The following is an 18856-nucleotide window of genomic DNA, read 5'->3' as shown; positions in this document are numbered from 1 at the left end:
GATGAAAAATTCAAAGATATTCCTTTTGAGCTTTTTAGTTTTATTTAGCTCATGTACTCCTTACATTACAGACTTTCTTCCGGCAAAAGATCCGGATAGTAAGCTAAATTATCCTTTAACTGTTCTAATAAAACAGAAGAAAATAGAAGTTGTGGGTGTTTTCCCTGGAGACAAAAGTCTCCAGACTAGCAAAATCAAATACAAAATAATCAATAGCAATAGTACCGATGATGGAATACCTCATTCCTTATATACGGATAGACCTGATGGTAAAACGCTTGAGCAAATTAGAGCTGAATATAGCCCTTATTTACAAGTTGCAGGATTGAAATTTCCTAAACCCAAACCTCCAATTTGTGATCCTGGAATGGCTCCATTTTGGGAGCCAATTATAATCACCGCAGAAATAATACCAACTCCCGATTTAGACAGGAGTCTTATTCCTACAGGGAATTTCCGTAGTACTTCGGCTGGACCTTTTGGAAGTATTCATTACACAGAATATAATATTACAGATTCAATCATAACAATTCGAAGGGGTTGGATAGAGACCGGGAATTAGCTGTACTTATCTTTTTTTGCTTTTGTAGATATAACATCCCAAGGATAAGAGTTAAGGTTGAGATGAAAATCAAAAGAAAAAGGGGAAGCTGATACATCCAACTATTTTGGTTAAGGGGCTTCTTTTGCCCATAAAGTATAAAAGAAGACCAGTTTGCAGGATGAGAAATATAGGGGTCGGTATTTTTTAGGAAGTCTCTTTTGGCTTGGGATAATGCATCATTCATCTCTTTATCCTGACTAAGATTATGGTAGAGGAATTCCATCAAATCAGAGGTGGATTTATCATCAACTTTCCATAAACTAAAAATAACAGAGCTGCATCCCGCGCCTAAAAAACTATTTGCAATACTCTGCATTCCTTCTCCTGAAATATAAGACCCAAGGCCTGATTCACATGCGCTAAGAACTGCTAAATTTGCTTTTAGCCCGGAACCTGCTAATTCATAAGAATACAGAAAATCTACATCTGTTGAAGCGTCATTGGTAGGAAATACCAAATAAGGGAAATCTAAACTGTCCCAACCTCCATGTAAAGAAAGATGCAAGGCGCTATAATTCCCCGCTTGCTTAAAAAATTGAGATTTAGTCGCCTCATTACCTATATGATATGAACCATCATAATATTTGGAGATACTTTGAAGCTCTGCATAGGAACCTGGTAAATCTTCAAGTTTCCCCCCACGTTTTATTGATGCATAAACCTTGTTGAAATTTGCTTTTTCTCCTGAATAACTAAATGCCAGGATTTCAGATTTCTGGGATTTTGTTTTTATTAGGTTTTCATTCATTAAGAATGAAAACGATGGCGCATAGTGTAAGTTGAAATCTCGAACAAGATATGAAAGGTCATTATAACCGGAAAATTGTTTCGGAGGCTTTTGTGTTAGCAAAACCTCCAAAGGAATGACTCCTAAAGGTCCGTCCGAGAGGATTAAAATTCCACTTTTTTCTTTGGCTCTATTCAACTCAATATTTTCAAACAGGCTTTTATAAAGTGAATAAGCAGATTCTGTGAAATCTATATACGAATTCTGTAATACCCTTGCATCCTTGTTTGGTTTATAGCTTAGAAAGACATTTCTAAGTCTGAGGATTTCTGTTTTCAAGGCTTCAATATTATCAGTTCTATAGAAGGTAAAGCCCTTATCGGAATTATAGAATATCCTATAGAGGGATTTTTTTCCCCAGTAGAAAGATAAAATATTCTCATAATCAGATTTAGTTATATTATTTAACATTTGGGTGAAGTCGACTATTCCTGCATTTGCATAGGAATAAAGCTTTTTAGAGGGCTTGGTAATATGGTTTAATTTCTCTTCAAGCTCTAGTATCCGTTGAGAAATTTGTCTGTATTCACGTTCATAAAAATCTTCAGCGGGATCTAATTTTGTCAATTGGGCCTGGTGAAATGCCAATTCCTTTTGAAGATTTCGATTATTTTTCTCGTCTATATTTGGTAGCAGCCTATTGTTATATTTTTCAACTAACTTCCTATCTAAAGCGGATCCTTTACTTCTTTCCATTAAAAGGAAAGCTTTTTGAGCTAATGTCTCCGTTGGATTATGTTGATAATTTGACCAAATACAAGCTAAAGCATTTTCAAAAAGTTCATAAGAACTTTGTTTTAATTCGAGTAGACTATTCTCTCTTTCTAATTCATAGAGATAGTCTTTTAAAATCGTACTTGCGTTAAAGTAGTATTCAATAGCCTCCTTTTGCATGTTTTGATCCAGAGAACCATATTGAGCAAGCTGGCATAAGAGGTTTGCTTTCCTGCTATATACTTTTAAAAGTATATTTTTGTATGGATTATACTCTTCAAAGTAATTATCCGTAAGCATTTTTTCAGCTTTGCTAATAAGCGTTAATGCTTTTTTAAGATCACCTCGCTTTTCCAAAATCTTACTCCTAAGGATTAGATTTTTACTTTTGAGATCTGCGCTCACAATTTCAAATTGATCTAATAGTTGGTCGCAACTATCAATGGATTTCATAGAATTTTCATATTGATTCGATAAAAATTCTATGTAAGCAAGTTGTTGAAGGCCTAAGGCTGCATGAAACTTATTATCTGGATTGTTTTCTTTTGTTAGAATTTTCATTCCCTCAATGAGAGAGCTTTTAGCATCTTTGAAGGAATTATTTTCTGTATGGATTTTTGAAATCCCTAGTGAAATAAAAAAATAATCAAGAGAAGATGACTTATAGTAGTTTGGAGATTTTTTTAAATACTCCTTGGCCTGCAAAAAGTTTTCATAGGCAAATTCAATTTCCCCTTTTTTAAAATGGATTTCTCCTAGCAGTTTAGATGCGTAGATTTTTCGAATTTCAATATTAAAGGGGTGAATGGAAAGTGAGTCTTTAAATCTGTAGGTGTATGAAAGAGCCTTATCATAATCTCCAATTATAAAATATTTTTTAGCAAAATTATGATAACCTTCTAATTTGTAAATATTGTGATATCCGCTTAAATCCTTTGACGTATCATATTCTGGATGCCTTCTTGTTTCAAGAAATTTCTCAAAATGTTCTTCGGCTTTTACTATGTTATGCTTTAATTCTAAATATACTTGAGCTAATCCAAAATGTATCAGGGAAATATTTAATCCTTTATTAGCTATATTTCCTCCATAATGTTGAAGGCAAATCTTAAAAAATTTAATTGCGGAGTCAGCTTGGTAAGTTCTCTCATAAAATTGAGCCAAATAATAAGCCGAGCTAGTTCGAATGGGATGCGAAGAATGAAGTTTTAATGAATCTAATGTAAATATTTCGTCTAAATAATCTTTTGCTTTCTCAAACTCATTCATGTAAGCACCCATTGACAAATAACTGGCTCCAAGTGTTTGAAGAGCTCGGCTATATCCTTCCCAACAGCCTAAGGACTTTAAAGTATCTAAGTCCATTTCAAGAGCAAGCATGTATCTGTCAAAATCAACTTTTTCCTTGCTTTCTTGAGCGTTACTTAATTCCGCATATGCATCAAGAAATATGGGTTGCTTAGAATTAGGGACATCTATTCCCAGGTAATAGTCTTCGCAAGACTTTTTGAAGTTATTTTGGGAAAATGAATAATTAAAACTTACAAAAGTAAAAATTAACATCAGTCCAAAGGTCGGACTCATGTTTGCATTTTCCCATAGGATATGTGCAATAGCATTTTTAGGCATGATTGCTAAAGTTTAAGTTACTTGACCAGCTATGGGAAAAGCTAATATTTAAACGGCGGGATAATTTTGTAGACTAAACAAATGTAGCACTATCTGGAATTTATGGCAAGCCGATTATTTGAAATATTGATACAGATGTGTTAGGGCCAATTTTTTTTTTGTTCTAAATTTTGAGTTTGTGAATGGGAAGTTGTGAATGTCCATAAATTTTGGATAATTTAAATATATCCCCCTTCTAATAACTTGCCCAATGAAATTACTTGTTCTAAGATTTTGCCAAATAATAGTAACAGTTATGCTATTTCTAGGGCAGCCAGTTTTTTCTCAATCTTATACGAATTCTTTATTTCCTGAACATTTAACTTTAGTTCATAATCAATCTCGAGCAATTGTATGGGGCTGTGAATATTGCCTGAAACCATTAAGTCATAAAACAGAACTAGATTGGGTGATTAATTTCGAACCTCCTACTGATTCCGTAATTAATCTTATTGATTCCTTAGTTCTGGATTTTGGAAGGACTCCTGGTTTTAGTTTTAATGAACTAATTTTGACAGGAAATTATAAGATTTTAAGTAATACAAAACTATTAATAAAAGAGGGAAGAACTGTTGTTAAGGGTATCAAACAAATCGAAATAAACAAGCTTGATTCGAGTCTGTATGAAAGTAACAAGCAGGAAGTTCTTGCTTTAAGCCATATAGTTGGAAAAAGAAGGTTACTCCCAGTTATTGCTGATATAAAATTAGTACCTAGGATTTTAGACTCAGAGAATTCATACAAAAATTTTATATTTAATATTGAGCAATTATATAAGGCTGAAAAAGTTGGTAACTATTCTATCGAGTATGAATTTAAGGATCAACTAAATTCTTTTTTCTTTCCAGGTTATACGGAGAATGATTACACTACCCTGAAGTCTTTAATTTCTTTATTAGGTGGAGACGGGGCTCGATCATGTATTTCCCGGATGATTTTACCTTTTTCGATTCCTCTATTGGGAATATTAATTCCAGTACCTAGACCTTTTTATTTTAGGAGTCTCATTTGCGTAGAGGCCACTCCATTCAACATGGCCAATCCTTTACCAAATCCAGATAACTACTTTTACAGGCCTACTCTTTCGATCGATGGTTATGATTCAAACGGAAATCATCTTAATGATAATTTGTATTGGCCATTTCACTATATAGAATCTAATAATCCAGGAAAAGTAATTTATTTCTTTAATGTCCCAAACCTACAATCAGATAGGCCGAACACTGAATTATTCATTTATAATCGAAAAAATCAGCTTTGCCACGTGACCTTAAATAGTGGCCTTAATGGAAGTTATTATATCAGCCTCAAACCTAGGCATGAACCAGTAGTTAAGTTATTTAATGTAACTCCTATGGGAATATCAATAGATAGGAGTTCAAAAATAAGTTCGGAATTTGGGCTTGCAGCTTGTAATTTCGAGAGATATCAAACGGGAATCAATCTTAGAGGAGTAGTAAATAATGCTGTTATCACCAATGTAGATGATGATAATTTAATGGAACAGCTTAGTAGTCTTATTTACCATGCTAGTAATCCTCGTAGGCCTCTTATTGAAAGACAATTCAAAAACACATTTAGCTTGACAAACCACTTTGTTGAAAATGCACTGAATGTATATTATTTGCATCCTCCTTCTACTATTTCAGCATTAGATGATAATAATAATCCTATCACGCGAACTGTTCCAGCTTCTAGAAGAGGAGTTTATATTTTTGAAAATATAATAATCATTGATGTTCGGAATGCTATCTCCGAGACACTTACTCATGAATTTGGTCATAGTTTCGGCTTAGAACATATTGGAGCAAGTGGGGTATTAGATTGTGAATATAACAGTATTAGTAATGTTACAGTTTCCGATAATTTCATGAATTCGGGAGCTGTCGGGAGATTTGAATTTACTTTAGGGCAAATAACGCGAATGAACATAAAACCATATTCTTCGCTAATTCTTAATGGATTAAGGCTTAATCAAGCGTGTCGTGCTTGTGAAGAATGGCATACTGATACCTTTTATCGGTATGACAAAGAGTGTCCATGTGTTGGGCTCAATAACTGAAACATGAAATTCACCTGTTCAATTGTAATTCTGTTTTCTATAAGTTTAATCTCTTGTAGTAAAAAAGTAGTTCCATTAGACAAAAGTCTGATAGAACGTAATTCAATGCCATTTTTGCTTTGTGAGGAATGTCTTGATGGAGAGTTAAACCAGATTCTTCTTCTTGGGGAGGATGCCATTCCGTTTTTGCAAGATGTTGTGGAGTATGGTTTGCCACGACATTTAATAGCAAATATTTATCAGAGATACCAAATAATCTCATTTAAATTTATTGATTGGGTCAACAGTAATGATTTGAAAATTTCTCCTATATCTCCGATAGAAAACCTTAATAATATCAATAAGATCGCAAGATTGAGAGCTATCACAGCCATTGCAGCTATACAAGCAAATTACAATGGTAAATATTTGTCTAAAACCAAGAGAAAAACTCAGGATCCAATATTGATTGAATACATTAACAATCTCATTCAACAGCTTCAATCAGATAAATTGATCCCCGATAATTTCGACTTTGCTAAAAAATCATACTACAATGGAATCAAAAAATAAGTTTGTAAAATTGGGATATAAAAACCTATTGATTGTTTTATTAGTCAGTGGGATTTTGTCATCCTGCACGTGTTGTGGAGATTGTGAGACTTCGTGTTTTCCTGATACACCTGCAGTGAAACTACGGATCTGCATGGAAAGTGGAAACATACAATGTCCTGAAGCTTCCCAAGATTGTTACGGAGATTTGGGGAATTTTTATGATGTATGGAGTGGAGAATTATTAGCCGTTGGTGTGGATTATAATACATTTATTGGACATGATACCTTAGTCACCGGTATTTTTGTAAATGGCAATGCTAGCCCTGATGAAGGCCTTCCTGCTTGTAATTTACCTCCTCCTCCAGGTGGTGGAGATGCCTACCATGATGCCAATCCTGAAAATGCAGAAAGGATCTATGCGTCTATTTTTGAATTAAATGAAGTGAATAATGAGGAATCAATACCAACTGGGAATTTGCTTTACTTTAATTTTCAAAAAGCTGATGCAGATAGCGGGATAACTATTGCAAAGTTTGATTATAGCAGTTTAGGAGTCTCAGATGCTTTTACCCAAATCCGAGATTATTATGATCATCAAATTCAAATTGATAATAATATTAACCCTAAGCCAGTCAGGGTAGATGTCAATTATGATTTGAAAGGTCCTAATGGACTTAGTACCCAGGGCTTTTACCTTGAACATCAGACCTTTATCAGGACTTATATTATTAAGATGAATGAGAGTTCCTTTTTGAGAATACGTTGCAATTCTTCGAAAATACCCGAAATCCTGAATTTTATTGAATTTTACGAGTAGTGTCTTTTAGAGTATTTTTAGCAGGACTCTTGATTTTGACTATTTCTTGTCTGACTGAGAATACCCAGGACGATAAGGAATTGTTAAATGTTTCTAATTCAAATATTGAATTAGCAAGTGAATATTTCAACTTATTCATGTGGGACAGTGCGTATCACCATTATGCACAATTTTTCTCAATTGATAATAACACCAAAATCGATCGTGAAGAAGCTTTTCAAAATTATATTGAAACTTGTTTCGAATTGGGTAGAACCCATGTTATAGATAGCCTGCTTAAATCAACTAACACAGATGGAAGTAAAGGTACGGCCAATTCTTCATTAATAAGACATATTAATCATCAGGCACGACTAGCACTTCGAGATCAAGATTGGAGCAGTTCTATTGAAAAAATAAACCTGGCGATTAAATTAAATATGGGGATGGATAGGTTGGATTCGCTCGAATTCATAAAGAGTCAATACCTTAAAATTTCACACAATATTTCAAATGAGGTTATTACAAAAATAGAGGATGTTGCATATTTAATTGAGTTCTTCCCTATAAATTCTAGTTATGGAAATGCATTGGAAGTTGATTTGTTGTCAAAACTTCAATGGTTATATCTTGCAAAGGGAAAGTATAGAGAATCACGGTATTATCTATCCAAAATAGATTCTATTCTTATAAATTTTTTCCCTGAGAATGCTCCTAGAAAGGCTAGGTACTTTCAAGATTTGGGCATGAATATGGTTTATTCACAAAAACCTTATGCTGCATTAAAGGCATTTAAAAGGAGCGATGAAATTTATTCTACAAGGAAAGTATCCAAGGCAAAAGAAGCCGAAATTCTTAATTATTCCGCATATGCATGGTTAAGTCAAAACAATTTTACCAGGGCAAAAGAAGCATTCCAGAAATCGTTTAGGCTGTATGAGAATTTGGGTTTTGAAAAGAACAAAAATAAGAAACTGAGAATTCTCCAAAATTTAGCAAACCTTCCTTATGGTCATACGGAAATAGAAGAAATTTTAGGATACTACCAAGAAGCTAGTGAGATTTTGAAATCTAGCCCCAATATGGCAAAATTGATTCCCGATTTTGATTTTACAATTGCAATGAAATTTATAAAATCTGCAGAAACAGATAAGGGAGAACAATTTTTGAATAAGGCATTAGATGGATATAAATACTCAAAGGATTTTATAGAAAATAAACCTAAGCAAGCTTTGCTTTATCAGTATTTTGGAGACCTGTTCTTGTTGAAGAATGATTTTCATAGGGCATTGAAAGAATATAAAAAGGCAAAATCTTTACTAGCATCAAATGGGAAAAAAAGTCTTAGAGAGAAGGTCTTGGATGAAAGAATTTCTTCTGCCTTTTTTAACATAGAAAGCTATGATTCCGCAGTCAACTATATTGACAAAAGTTTAGTTGATACTGAATTTTTAGAGTTCGAAAAAAATTATCCATCTATGTCTGAATATATACAAGAGAAAGACATAGATATTTACTCTTTATTATCGCTCCAAATGAAGGCGAAAATCCTATCTCGATCATACACATTCCATAAATCTTATGATCTTCTAGAAAAGAGTATGAAAGTAAGTTCCCTGGCTGATCAAGTTATCGATTCTATGAAATTGGTAATTAATCAAGGTAGGGACAGGTTTACATTTCTGGAAGGAAGAAAAGAAATATACGGTATTGGTATTTGGGCTGGCTACGAAATTTCTAATAAAAAGGAGATCAAAAAAATATTGAACCAAAGTTTCTTGTTTTCTGAAAAGGCTAAATCAAATGATTTATATCTTAATCTTAATGAATTGAGCAAGATTTCCACCTTCTTGCCCAACGATGAAATTGAGAATGAATTACATTTCCTGGAAGCTAAAATTCTGTATTTTAAGTCATTATTAAAATTCGATGATTCAAGATTCTCTAAAACGGAGTTAAATAAGAATTCAATCAAAGATAGTCTTCATTACTATCACCAGCGAAATGATAAAATCATTGAAAATTTAAATGAAACCCACCCCGCCTTCGCACGCTCCAAATACAACACAAAAGTAATCTCCCTTGGGGAACTCCAATCCACCCTTTCTCCCTCAGAAACCCTTCTCGAATACTTCCGCACAGACACCGCCCTTTACGCCTTCGCCATCAATCGCGATGATGTCAGCTTCCAAAAGCTCAACTTACCCGAAAACTTCGACGTAGAATTAAACCAATTTCTCCTGAGCTCAAAGACTACCCCCAAGAGCGATAAAGAATTTAGAAGCTATTATGCACAGCAGGCTCATGACTTGTACCAAGTGCTTGTAGAACCGCTGCTGGACTCATTAAAACCAATTACTCACGAAGGAAAACCCCAACTCATCATCGTTCCCGATGGCAAGCTTGGCTATCTTCCCTGGGATGCTCTATTGACTGAGTATCCGCAGGATATCTACGACTATCGCAGCTATCCATTTCTTATGAAGAAATTCAGTATCCGTCAGGCCTACTCAGCTACCCTGATGAAATTGCTGGAAGACAAGGAAACAGAAGATAAAGCCCTAATGGCTGCCTTTGCCCCTTCCTATATGAGTAAATCCCAATTGGTGCAAGCCTTTAAAAGTGCAGGAGGAGAAACATGTGAACTTCCTGATGAAGATGATTTCGTAGACCTAGCGCAGTCTAGCCAGGAACTGGATGAAATTCTGGCAAATATAAATGGGACCCGCTTCGATACCCTCAATGCCAGCGAAGCCCGCTTCAAAGAGATAGCCAATGATTATCGTATCCTTCATTTAACCATGCATGGATTTACAGATGATTGTGATCCTATGTATTCCGGTTTGGCTTTCACACCTCGATCGATGCTGGAGGCTGCTGGAATATCTGATAGCACCAACCCAACTAATGAAGGAATACTCCATGCCTATGAGATCTACAATATGCGACTTAATGCCGAATTGGTCGTTATGTCAGCCTGCCAAACGGGCTTAGGCAAAATCCAGGCAGGGGAGGGGATCATGTCCCTGGCCCGAGCCTTTGCACATGCCGGTAGTCCGAATACGGTCATGTCCCTTTGGCAAGTGCAGGAATCGGCTACCCGTCGCCTCATGGAAAGCTTCTACCAGCACCTCGCCGATGGCAAAGGCAAAGACGAAGCCCTCCAACTCGCCAAACTTGATTATCTAAACGAACATGCTGACGCCCACCCCTTCTACTGGGCAGGCTTTACCCTCATCGGAGATGACAAACCCATCGTCGAAGACAATTGGTTCGAAAAGAATTGGTGGATGCTGGCCATAGGCTTTTTCTTATTACTCGTGATCTATGCAGTATTAAGAAGATATAGCAGCCAAAAGAAAGTGTTATAGTGCGCTGGTGTTCTCGTGTTCTAGTGATTTTTCCAGAACACGAGAATACAAGAACACCTGAACACCCTCTCTAAAACGCTAACACCCTAACACTCCAACACGCAAAAACGTTCCTATCCCTTGACTAATTCAGCAAAATCAAATAAATAATTTCAGGAAAGACCTACTCATTTTGATTTTCTTGAAAACTTATCGAAATTTCTGCGTAAACTATAGGTGAAGAACTGTAATCGTATTTCCTCACAAAATATATGGCCAGAGAAAGATCAAGAAGAAGAAGTAGCATAATCGAAGAGTTCGACACCTCTTTGATGTATGATGACATAGAAAAGATCAGAGAAGCGGAAGAAGAGGTCGCTAAAGATCAGGGTACGCAATTAGGGGCTGCAGGTATGATGGCGCTGGTAGCAGGAGCCGGTCTCCTGGTTACGACCATCTTTGCAGGAACGGTTCCCGTTATCGGGGATCTCTTTGAAGCGCTTGTACCCATCCTTTCTGTAATCGGATACCTTGCACTGGGATATGGTTTTTTCAAAACCATGAGACTCGCTTTCCGCAAGAAAGAACTCAATTTCCCGGCACTTAACGTATATCGTAAGACAAAACCGGCACCTCCGCCACCCCCAAGAAACGAAGAAAAGAGTCGTTCCCGTACACAGGATCGCTCTACTGAAAATTCTTATAGAAGCACTCGAAATCGCACCGACTATCGAAGAGCCGAAACCTTCACGACCGGTAGACAAAAAGGTCTCCGTCGTTCCAGAAGCAATCGGGTATTCTCCGGAGTCGCAGGCGGTATTGCGGATTACTTTGGCATCTCTGCCGTATTGATTCGTTTTGCCTTCATCGCCTCCCTATTCGCTTCGGGTGGTGCTTCTATCTTTGTGTATCTCTTGCTCTCAATGGTCCTTCCGACCAATTATGACGACATGTTCGGTTACCGGGGTTCCAAACCAGGAACAGGCGGGAATGCCGGAACGAATAGAGATATATTCAAAAACTAGATAGATGCCAACCTACTACCTCATGAAGGTGAAAGGGAAAGCCAAAATCCCGGACTATATTCAATTGAGAGATGAGAATCTTACCCTGGTTGGGTATTTTCGTCCCAATAGAAAAGAACGTCTGAGTAAGGTTGTCCCCAATCCTGATCAGGCTGCCATTATCCAGAAAGCCATAGACGATATGGAAGATTATGGCAAGATCACGAAGGTAGAAGTCTGAGCAAAAGCGACCCATGTTAGGAACCAGAATCATTGTACACATGCACGAGATCTCCGTATCCTTTGGAGGTCAAAAAGTCCTTGACGGTATTTCGAGTGAGATCAATTTGGGTGAATGGGTATACCTGGTTGGTAAGACAGGTGCTGGTAAGAGTACCTTCTCCCGCCTGATCTATGCAGATGTTAAGCCCGATGCTGGTTTTATTCAGGTAGATTCTTTCTCTGTACATAATATTGAGAAAAAACAGATCCCATTATTGAGGAGAAAGCTGGGAATCGTTTTCCAGGACTTTCAACTCCTTCCCAACAAAACGGTAAATGAAAATATCATTTTTGCTTTAAAGGCTTCGGGATGGAAAAATCGCTCCTCGATGAAGGAGAAACTCAATGATGTATTGATTCGAGTGGGGATGGCAGGTAAAGGGAAAGCTTATCCTTACCAACTTTCCGGTGGGGAGCAACAAAGAGTAGCCATTGCCCGCTCTCTTATCAATGATCCCAAACTCCTGATTGCTGATGAGCCTACGGGGAATCTGGATCCAACTGCAGGCATGGAAATTATGCGACTCTTGCAAGAGATCAATAGAGATGGTACGGCCATATTGATCATTACCCATGACTATCCCTTAATCCAGAAGTTCCCCTCCCGCATCCTTGAGATAAAAGAAGGAAAATTGATCAGGCACAATGATACTGAGGAATTCCTCCTCAATTCGCCGCTTTATCAATAGGGATTCCTTCCCAAGCCAATTATAAAATGAGCCTCGCCAGATTTTTTCGTATGCTTTTACGTCTGCTGGCTTTCGTATTATTGACGATCCTCACCCAGCTAGGAGGACTTATTTATATATTATTCATAGGCTTTCGCCCTTATTTTAAAAAACACTTTCCGGAAAGGTCAAAGAGAATTCTGGCGAAAATAGCTGGATTTACGCTCTTCTATCTTTGCATCAGTTTTATACTTCTACCCCTACTCGCCAAACCATTTGGAAGAGTACCTTTGCCCTTGAGTGGAAACCTAAAGCCTCTCAATTATTTTACTGCCATTCTTAATCGACATTATGTGAGTCCAGAATTGAAGGATTTACTTCAGGATAGTGCTGATAAGATGCAGGCGAAATATCCTGGGACTGTAATTGCTTATATGGATGCCAATCTAGCCTTCCTCAAGGGTTTTCCCTTAGTCCCCCATCTAAGTCACTCGGATGGAAAGAAAGCAGACATAGCCTTTTTATATAAAGATGCTGAAAGTGGGGATGCACTTCATAGAACGGCCCGTAATTTTATGGGCTATGGAGGATCTGATTTGCCCAGAAAAGGAGAGATTGATAAAGCAGCAGATTGTGTAAAGCAAGGATATTGGCAGTACGATCTGATGTCTCGCTTTATGCCCTCTACTTCAGAAGAGAAAATGATTTTGGATGAAATTCGGATGAAAGCCTATGTGAGAATTTTGGTGAATGATTCCAGAGCGGGAAAAATTCTCCTGGAACCCCATCTTAAACAGAGACTTGGCCTTAATTATAATAAGGTGCGATTTCATGGTTGCAGGGCGGTAAGGCATGATGACCATCTCCACGTGCAGTTGTGATGATAATTTCCTAGCTTCGTACTATGATGACCGCAGTAATTATTGATGATGTAGCTGAAGCAAGAAATACCTTGGCAGCTGATCTGGCCAGCTACTGCCCGGAACTGGAGATCATAGGAGAAGCGGAAGGGGTAGTAAAGGGTGCTAAATTGATCCGTGAAAAGAAACCTCAGATCGTTTTTCTGGATATACAAATGCCGGATGGAAGTGGATTTGATTTGCTGGAAATATTTGGGGAAATCAATTTCGGTGTCATCTTTACTACTGCTTCGGATGCCTATGCAATCCAGGCTTTTCGTTTTTCAGCCATTGATTATCTTCTCAAACCCATAGACCCTGATGATCTTTTGGCTGCCGTAGAAAAGGCCCGTAAGTCCCTGGGAAGCCAACAAGAACGACTAGACCTCCTTTTGGACAATGTAAAGGAGAAAAAACCTATGAATCGTCTGGCACTCAACACCCTGGAAAAGATTCATGTCGTCCATTTGTCGGAAATCATTCGCTGCGAATCCAGTACTAATTATACCATCTTCTATTTCAAAGGAGGTCGGCAATTGCTCGTTACCAAAACCCTGAAAGAATTTGATGGCATGCTGAGCGATTCTGGTTTCATGCGCGTCCATCAATCCCACCTGGTCAATACTGAGTACATTCGTGAATTCGTGAAGATCGATGGTGGGTATATCGTCATGGCAGATGATTCTAATGTGCCAGTCAGTAGTCGTAAGAAGAGCCAGGTGATGCAGCAGATATCGGAGCTATAGCTCCTGTGTTCTCGTGTTCTCGTAATTTTTCCAGAATTCATGTACAGCAGAATACGTGAACACTTCCCAGAAATTCCTCGTACCTTTAAACTATGCAGAAATCCGCCATAAAATACCTTGATCCGCTTGTAGTAAGCCGACTAAAGAATATTGAGATCAAAGCCAAGCTTATCGTTGAGGGTTTTATCACAGGGATGCACAAAAGTCCCTATCACGGATTTTCTGTAGAATTTGCAGAACATAGACCTTATAATCCAGGCGAGTCATTGAAGAATATCGACTGGAAGGTATATGGCAAGACCAATAAACTTTTTTCGAAACGTTTTGAGGAAGAAACTAACCTGCGTTGTCAGGTGGTTTTGGATGTGAGTGATTCCATGCGGTACCCACAAAAAGGCATGAGTAAAATGGAGTATGGGGCTTATCTTTCTGCTGCCCTTCAATACCTCATGATCAATCAAAGAGATGCTGCAGGAATGACTCTTTTTGATGAAGAAATTACCTTTTTTGCACCCGCAAAATCTCGTTACTCCTGGTTGGTGCCCATCTTCAAGAAGTTGGAAGAAGTAGTTCAAAGTGCAACCCAATTCACCAAAAGAACTGCCACCGCCAAAATCCTGCATACGGTAGCGAGAAAATTCAATCGGAGATCTTTTGTGGTGCTGATTACGGATTTGTTTAACCAGATAGAAGATGGAGATGAGCTTTTTAAGGCCCTTCAACACCTTCGTCATGAAAAACATGAGGTCCTGGTTTTTCATTTACTGGATCGGGATACAGAGGAAAATTTTGAATTCCCCAATCGTCCTATCATTCTGAAAGATTTGGAAAGTGGCGAAAAAATTGAAGTCCTGCCTAACCAGATTCGTGGCAAGTACCAGGAAATGATGAAAGCCTTTAAAGCTCGTTTTAAACAGCGTTGCTATGAGTTTAGCATAGACTTCGTAGAAGTGGATATCAAGCAATCCTACGATAAAGTTCTGACAGATTATCTGGTCAAGAGAAGAAGTCTACAGTAGAGCTTTTCTCATTTCTGAAAATTACCTGATTATTTACGAAATATTACATGACTTCCTGACCATTAAGGAAGCCATTGTAGCCGTTCCCGTGCTAATGGTTTGGAAAAAGCTTGGCTTGATACTAGCTTTCTACTGTAAAACCTTGCCTATTGTAATTCAAAACATTCTTAAAACCCAACAGGCAATCCGCACATGAAATATTCACTGGTCATTCTATTGACTTGCTTAGTTTCCCCCCTTTTAGCACAAAATTTCTCCCAATCTGGTTCAACTGAAGCTATGGCCTTTTATAGCAAGGCTGAGGCTGCTTTTGAAAAAGGAAAGGTTCCTGAGGCCAAGGCTTTTTGCAAGCAGGCTATCCAAACCGATCCTGCATATTATCAGGCATTGAATTCTTTGGGTAAGTATCACCGGGAAAGTGGTGAACTGGATAGTGCGGCTATCGCTTACCAAAAATCCCTGAAAGTATTCCCCAGAGGGCTAAAAGCTCATCAGGAACTAGCAGCCATTTATCAAATGAGTGAAGAGTACGGAATGGCTATATCTCAGTATAGAACCCTTCTCCAACACTTTCCAGGACATCCTGAAGCTTATTATGGAATGGCTTTGGTTCACTATAATCAAAAGCAATATCTGGATGCCATTCAATCTAGTGAAATGGCTATGCGCATATACCTGAATGCAGAAAGCAATAAGGCAGCAGCAGATGCGCGTATGTTGGCCGGAAGATCTTACCTGGAAATAGGGGAGACCAAAAAAGCGATCAAATACTTCAAGGCCTCCAGGAAGCAGTTGGGAGATCAGGCATACTTTCCTTATTACCTGGGACTTGCACACATGAGAATGGGCGACAAGGATAAAGCCAATGATTACCTTGCTATGGCAGAGTTGAAAGGATTTAAGATCCCCGCCTATGTGAAGCACCAATTGAAACAACTGTAAATACAGATATTAGGAAAGACATTTTTTTCTATCGGCAGAATGCCGAACTTCGAATCCCCATGATAAAGTCTTAGACTCTTTCGTGGGGATTCCCATTTGCTACCTATTCCTTAGCTTGTACTATGAAAAGCTTTTTCTCCTTTCTGTTTTTATCCTTTTGCTTCCATCTTGCCTTTTCTCAGGCAGATTGGGAAATGAAACTGGTCGTACCGATCAGTAATCCTGCAGGCGAAAGAGAGATCGTTTTAGATCGTTATCCACGCTTTCATATCCTGATGACCAATACCTCTACAGAGACCTTGAAGTTGTGGAAGGACTGGAATACCTGGGGCTTTTTCAATCTCAATATGCTCTGGGAAGTGGAAGGGGAGAAGCATACAATCCGAAAAAAGACTCCTACAGCCTGGGATGGAGATTTTCCTGATTTTTGGGTGGCTATGCCGGGGGAAACGATTATTCTTGAAGTGGATATGAGTACAGGTGTTTGGGAGGGAATTCCGGATCTGTATGGAGAAAAAATAAAAGCTACCCTCAAAGCGACCTATGAAAACAAGACAGACGGCCTTGCCCGTAAGTTTGGGATCTGGGTGGGGAAAGTTGAATCAAATGAGATAGAGGTGGTTTTTAATTAAACTTTCGCGACAGCCCTGTTTCTTCATGCAAGAGAATAGACCTCTTCGGACTTCTTATAGAATACACATCATAAATCTTTGATTTGGCCTTGCGGGCATTCCCATTTCAAGGGGAATGGGGATTGTGCAAAGGAGTCAATCACTCCCCCTGGTATAGTCTGCCAGCCACAATTCCGGATTGACAAAAGTCCCGGGAAGTTTATAGATGAGGAATTGTAATACGCTTTCCCCTGTTCGGCTGTCGGTATGTATCGTGCCGATTCTTTGGCCACTGCTGATCTGATCTCCTTTTCGAACAATAACCCTATCCAAATTAGAATAAGTGGTCCGGTAATCTCCATGAGCTACCACTACCATCTTGCCTCCCAGCGGAAGATTTTGCACTGCCGTAACTGTACCATCAAAAACAGATAAAATGGGTTCTCCTACCTGAGTTCTGATGAAAAGCCCATCATTAGTAATCGGATTTCCATAAGCATCTTCAGTCTTACCAAATTTGCCGGTTATGATGCAACGACTTCTTTTTACCGGCCAATTAAGCAATCCTTTCTTACCGGTGAAACTACTCTTGCTCTCTCCCTGTGTACTGGAATAGACTGCATCCCAGGACTTTTCGCTTTTATTGATCGCTGTTTTAACCAATTGCTTTTCCTTGCGTTTATTGGCCTTATACTCAGCATATCTACTTTTGAGGTTGCTGGCGATTTCTTCCGCTGTTCCTTCTTCTTTTTTGAGGATATTTTCACTTTCCATCTGCTCAGCTACCAGTACTTTCCTAAACTCTGTTTTCTCATTGAGTTTGATAGATTTTTCGATCAGGTATTGCTGGCTTCTTTTCAGAAGTTCTATCTGCTGCTTTCTGTGCTTACTAAACTGACGATAATACATCATTCGGTAATAGGCTTCAGATAGAGAACCCGAACTTAGTAGAGAAAGCCAGAAGTTGGACTGGTCATGGCTAAGATAGGTAGCTTTAGCAGTTTGAGAGTAATTAAATTTCAGATTGATGATGTCTTCTTCCATTTTGCAAATAATGGCATCCAAAGATTCAATCTCTTTTTGATTCTCATTAATTTCTCCTTTGAGTTTTCTGAGCAATTCATTTCGAAGTCTCATCTTCTCTTTCAGGAGATTATACTCGGTAAAACTGATCTCTTGATTCTTACGGGTTTCAGCAATAAACTCATTGGTAAGGGCTAATTCCTGTTGGAGTTGCTTTTTACTTTGGGCAATACTCTCTCCAGAGGCTCCTAAAAGAAGTCCCAATAAGAGTACAAGGTAGGTGATTCTATTTACAGCCTCTTTTGGCATAAGAACTGGGTACCCTAAATGAAAAGCTGGGATCCGAAGGATTAAGGTCCACTTTTCTGTGAGATAAGTCAATCGAGATTTCCTCTGGGGATAACACCGAAATCGAGGTGTTTTGAGGCATCAAGGTAGATGCTTTCTCCGAAAAATCACTATAGCTTATCACCGTGTTTTGCTTTAATCCGCTATTCACAGCCTTTATTTCTTTCACCTTAAAGGTGGAATTATCAATTTTATAAGTGAAGTCTGTGCCTGCTTTCTCCCCCGTAAATGTTTGCACACCATTTTCTTGCAAACCGGGGCTCAATTCTTCCGGTATGGGATTGAAGTTTCCTAATATGAGGTCTTGCAATAATTCGAAATCCATTTCCAGTCCGGTAAACTTTTCAGCAAGTGCATAATCACAGGCAATGTATCTGCGATTGATCTTGTCGAGTACGAAGAGTGAGTCCGGCCTTGCGAGAATACGAGCAACTTCGATCAGCTTGCTCACACGGATCCAGATTCTTTTGTCCTTTTCCATGCTGACGCGATAACTGACGCCCATATTATTGACGCCCATTTTCTCGATATCCAATTGTGCTTTCCCGCTAAGTTCCAGGGTCTTGTATTCGACCCGCTCTTTTGAAGCATTGGAAATGGTTGTTTTCCAGGCTTTTTCAGCCTGTATACCTTGCTTTTTCTTGAGGCCTTTGCATGATTGCAAACTTAGCAAGGCCAATAGGGGGAGGATAATAAGTAGCTTACTTATACAATTCATTCCTGGAGTTTGGGTCATTTAAAACTATCCGTACAAAATGTATGCAAATAATCGATGATTCAAAGGAAAATCAGATTTTTA

General features: G+C 38.3%; 16 protein-coding genes. 13 read left to right on the top strand and 3 right to left on the bottom strand.

The genetic code is table 11. The annotated features are described in order from the left end of the window. Position 1 precedes the first annotated feature (1 nt). The gene (locus R8P61_16435) at positions 2-562 is read left to right on the top strand and encodes a hypothetical protein (GenBank protein ID MDW3648657.1); all 561 of its coding nucleotides are present in this window, start codon (positions 2-4) and stop codon (positions 560-562) included. On the opposite strand, the gene R8P61_16430 is transcribed toward R8P61_16435, so the two are convergent. Further along, complete coding sequence (locus R8P61_16430) at positions 522-3734, bottom strand: CHAT domain-containing protein (protein MDW3648656.1); 3213 nt, start codon at positions 3732-3734, stop codon at positions 522-524. The genes R8P61_16435 and R8P61_16430 overlap by 41 nt on opposite strands. Positions 3735-3984: 250 nt before the next feature. Here R8P61_16430 and R8P61_16425 point away from each other — a divergent pair, with 250 nt between their 5' ends. From R8P61_16425 to R8P61_16370, 12 genes are all read left to right on the top strand, one after another. Next, positions 3985-5835 (top strand): hypothetical protein, encoded by a 1851-nt coding sequence (locus R8P61_16425; protein ID MDW3648655.1) that lies wholly within the window; start codon positions 3985-3987, stop codon positions 5833-5835. 3 nt (positions 5836-5838) lie between these two features. After that, positions 5839-6387 (top strand): hypothetical protein, encoded by a 549-nt coding sequence (locus R8P61_16420; GenBank protein ID MDW3648654.1) that lies wholly within the window; start codon positions 5839-5841, stop codon positions 6385-6387. Positions 6388-6502: 115 nt separating this feature from the next. Beyond that, the gene (locus R8P61_16415) at positions 6503-7186 is read left to right on the top strand and encodes a hypothetical protein (GenBank protein MDW3648653.1); all 684 of its coding nucleotides are present in this window, start codon (positions 6503-6505) and stop codon (positions 7184-7186) included. Continuing rightward, on the top strand, positions 7186-10536 hold the full coding sequence (locus R8P61_16410; GenBank protein ID MDW3648652.1) for a CHAT domain-containing protein: 3351 nt from the start codon (positions 7186-7188) through the stop codon (positions 10534-10536). Before R8P61_16415 ends, R8P61_16410 begins: the two co-directional genes overlap by 1 nt. 251 nt (positions 10537-10787) lie before the next feature. Then, positions 10788-11540, top strand: coding sequence for a PspC domain-containing protein (locus R8P61_16405; protein MDW3648651.1), 753 nt, complete (start codon positions 10788-10790; stop codon positions 11538-11540). 4 nt (positions 11541-11544) lie between these two features. After that, positions 11545-11760, top strand: a complete 216-nt coding sequence (locus R8P61_16400; GenBank protein MDW3648650.1) for a fructose-6-phosphate aldolase — start codon at positions 11545-11547, stop codon at positions 11758-11760. A 40-nt stretch (positions 11761-11800) separates the two neighbouring features. Beyond that, the gene (locus R8P61_16395) at positions 11801-12490 is read left to right on the top strand and encodes an ATP-binding cassette domain-containing protein (GenBank protein MDW3648649.1); all 690 of its coding nucleotides are present in this window, start codon (positions 11801-11803) and stop codon (positions 12488-12490) included. A gap of 50 nt (positions 12491-12540) precedes the next feature. Then, positions 12541-13350 (top strand): hypothetical protein, encoded by an 810-nt coding sequence (locus tag R8P61_16390; protein ID MDW3648648.1) that lies wholly within the window; start codon positions 12541-12543, stop codon positions 13348-13350. Between the two features lie 23 nt (positions 13351-13373). Further along, the gene (locus R8P61_16385) at positions 13374-14114 is read left to right on the top strand and encodes a LytTR family DNA-binding domain-containing protein (GenBank protein MDW3648647.1); all 741 of its coding nucleotides are present in this window, start codon (positions 13374-13376) and stop codon (positions 14112-14114) included. 92 nt (positions 14115-14206) lie between these two features. After that, positions 14207-15133, top strand: a complete 927-nt coding sequence (locus tag R8P61_16380) for a DUF58 domain-containing protein (protein MDW3648646.1) — start codon at positions 14207-14209, stop codon at positions 15131-15133. 192 nt (positions 15134-15325) lie between these two features. Further along, on the top strand, positions 15326-16075 hold the full coding sequence (locus tag R8P61_16375) for a tetratricopeptide repeat protein (protein ID MDW3648645.1): 750 nt from the start codon (positions 15326-15328) through the stop codon (positions 16073-16075). Between the two features lie 122 nt (positions 16076-16197). Continuing rightward, positions 16198-16707 (top strand): hypothetical protein, encoded by a 510-nt coding sequence (locus tag R8P61_16370; protein ID MDW3648644.1) that lies wholly within the window; start codon positions 16198-16200, stop codon positions 16705-16707. 135 nt (positions 16708-16842) lie between these two features. On the opposite strand, the gene R8P61_16365 is transcribed toward R8P61_16370, so the two are convergent. Both R8P61_16365 and R8P61_16360 read right to left on the bottom strand, forming a co-directional pair. Then, complete coding sequence (locus R8P61_16365; GenBank protein MDW3648643.1) at positions 16843-18018, bottom strand: peptidoglycan DD-metalloendopeptidase family protein; 1176 nt, start codon at positions 18016-18018, stop codon at positions 16843-16845. Beyond that, a complete protein-coding gene (locus R8P61_16360) occupies positions 17996-18775 on the bottom strand; it encodes a DUF4292 domain-containing protein (GenBank protein ID MDW3648642.1) in 780 nt (259 codons plus the stop codon). Before R8P61_16360 ends, R8P61_16365 begins: the two co-directional genes overlap by 23 nt. Between the last annotated feature and the right edge of the window lie 81 nt (positions 18776-18856).

The sequence above is a fragment of the Bacteroidia bacterium genome, from assembly GCA_033391075.1.
Lineage (GTDB): Bacteria > Bacteroidota > Bacteroidia > J057 > J057 > JAWPMV01.
The sequence above is the reverse complement of the archived record's forward strand: the minus strand, read 5'-3'. Positions and strand labels throughout refer to the sequence as shown.